Origin of the sequence: Shewanella sp. Isolate7, assembly GCF_022398425.1 — a bacterium.
Taxonomy (GTDB): Bacteria; Pseudomonadota; Gammaproteobacteria; order Enterobacterales; family Shewanellaceae; genus Shewanella.
The window spans coordinates 1-661 of sequence record NZ_JAKEVJ010000193.1 but is presented as its reverse complement, the minus strand read 5'-3'; the positions used below and the strand labels follow the sequence as shown (position 1 = coordinate 661).

Annotated in this window: 1 pseudogene; it reads left to right on the top strand. The window is 46.3% G+C overall.

The window, feature by feature from the left end:
- Positions 1-133: 133 nt before the first annotated feature.
- Positions 134-661, top strand: a pseudogene (locus L1D47_RS20965) (transposase); the annotation flags it as partial.

The following is a 661-nucleotide window of genomic DNA, read 5'->3' as shown; positions in this document are numbered from 1 at the left end:
GCCCAACAGGCAATGCCTGTTAGTAAAAACGTAATTAACAGGCATTAAAAAGCCCCTAATAGGGGCTTTTTGATCTGATCCAATACTTTTGGACATCTCGCTAAGTGAGTAAACTCGCTTATTGAGGCGAAATATGTCAACAAAGAAACCCCGCAAGATCCACACGCAAGAATTTAAAACAGAAGCGCTGAAGCTTGCTCTGAAAATTGGTGTAGCCGCAGCAGCGCGTGAGCTTAATCTTTACGAGTCACAACTCTACAGTTGGCGCTCTAGTGCTGAGAAGAAATCAAACACCACGTCAAGAGAAGCGGAACTTGCTGCCGAGGTCGCAAGACTTAAACGCCAACTCGCTGAACAAGCCGAAGATTTAGCCATTTTAAAAAAGGCGGCCACCTACTTCGCGAAGAACCAAAAGTAGCCAGATTTGAGTTCATCCTTGAGCATCAGCACCGTTTTTCTCTCAAGCGGATGGTTGATGTGCTCAAGGTATCGCGTAGTGGGTATTACACCTGGCGCCAGAATGGCATGACACTGAGTCCAAGAGCGATTAAGCGTGCGGCTCGTGATGTGCTGATTAAAGCGTCCTTTGACGATTCCAAGAAGCGCAATGGCGCAAGACGAATTCAGCAAGATTTACGCAAGACGAATTCAGCAAGATTTA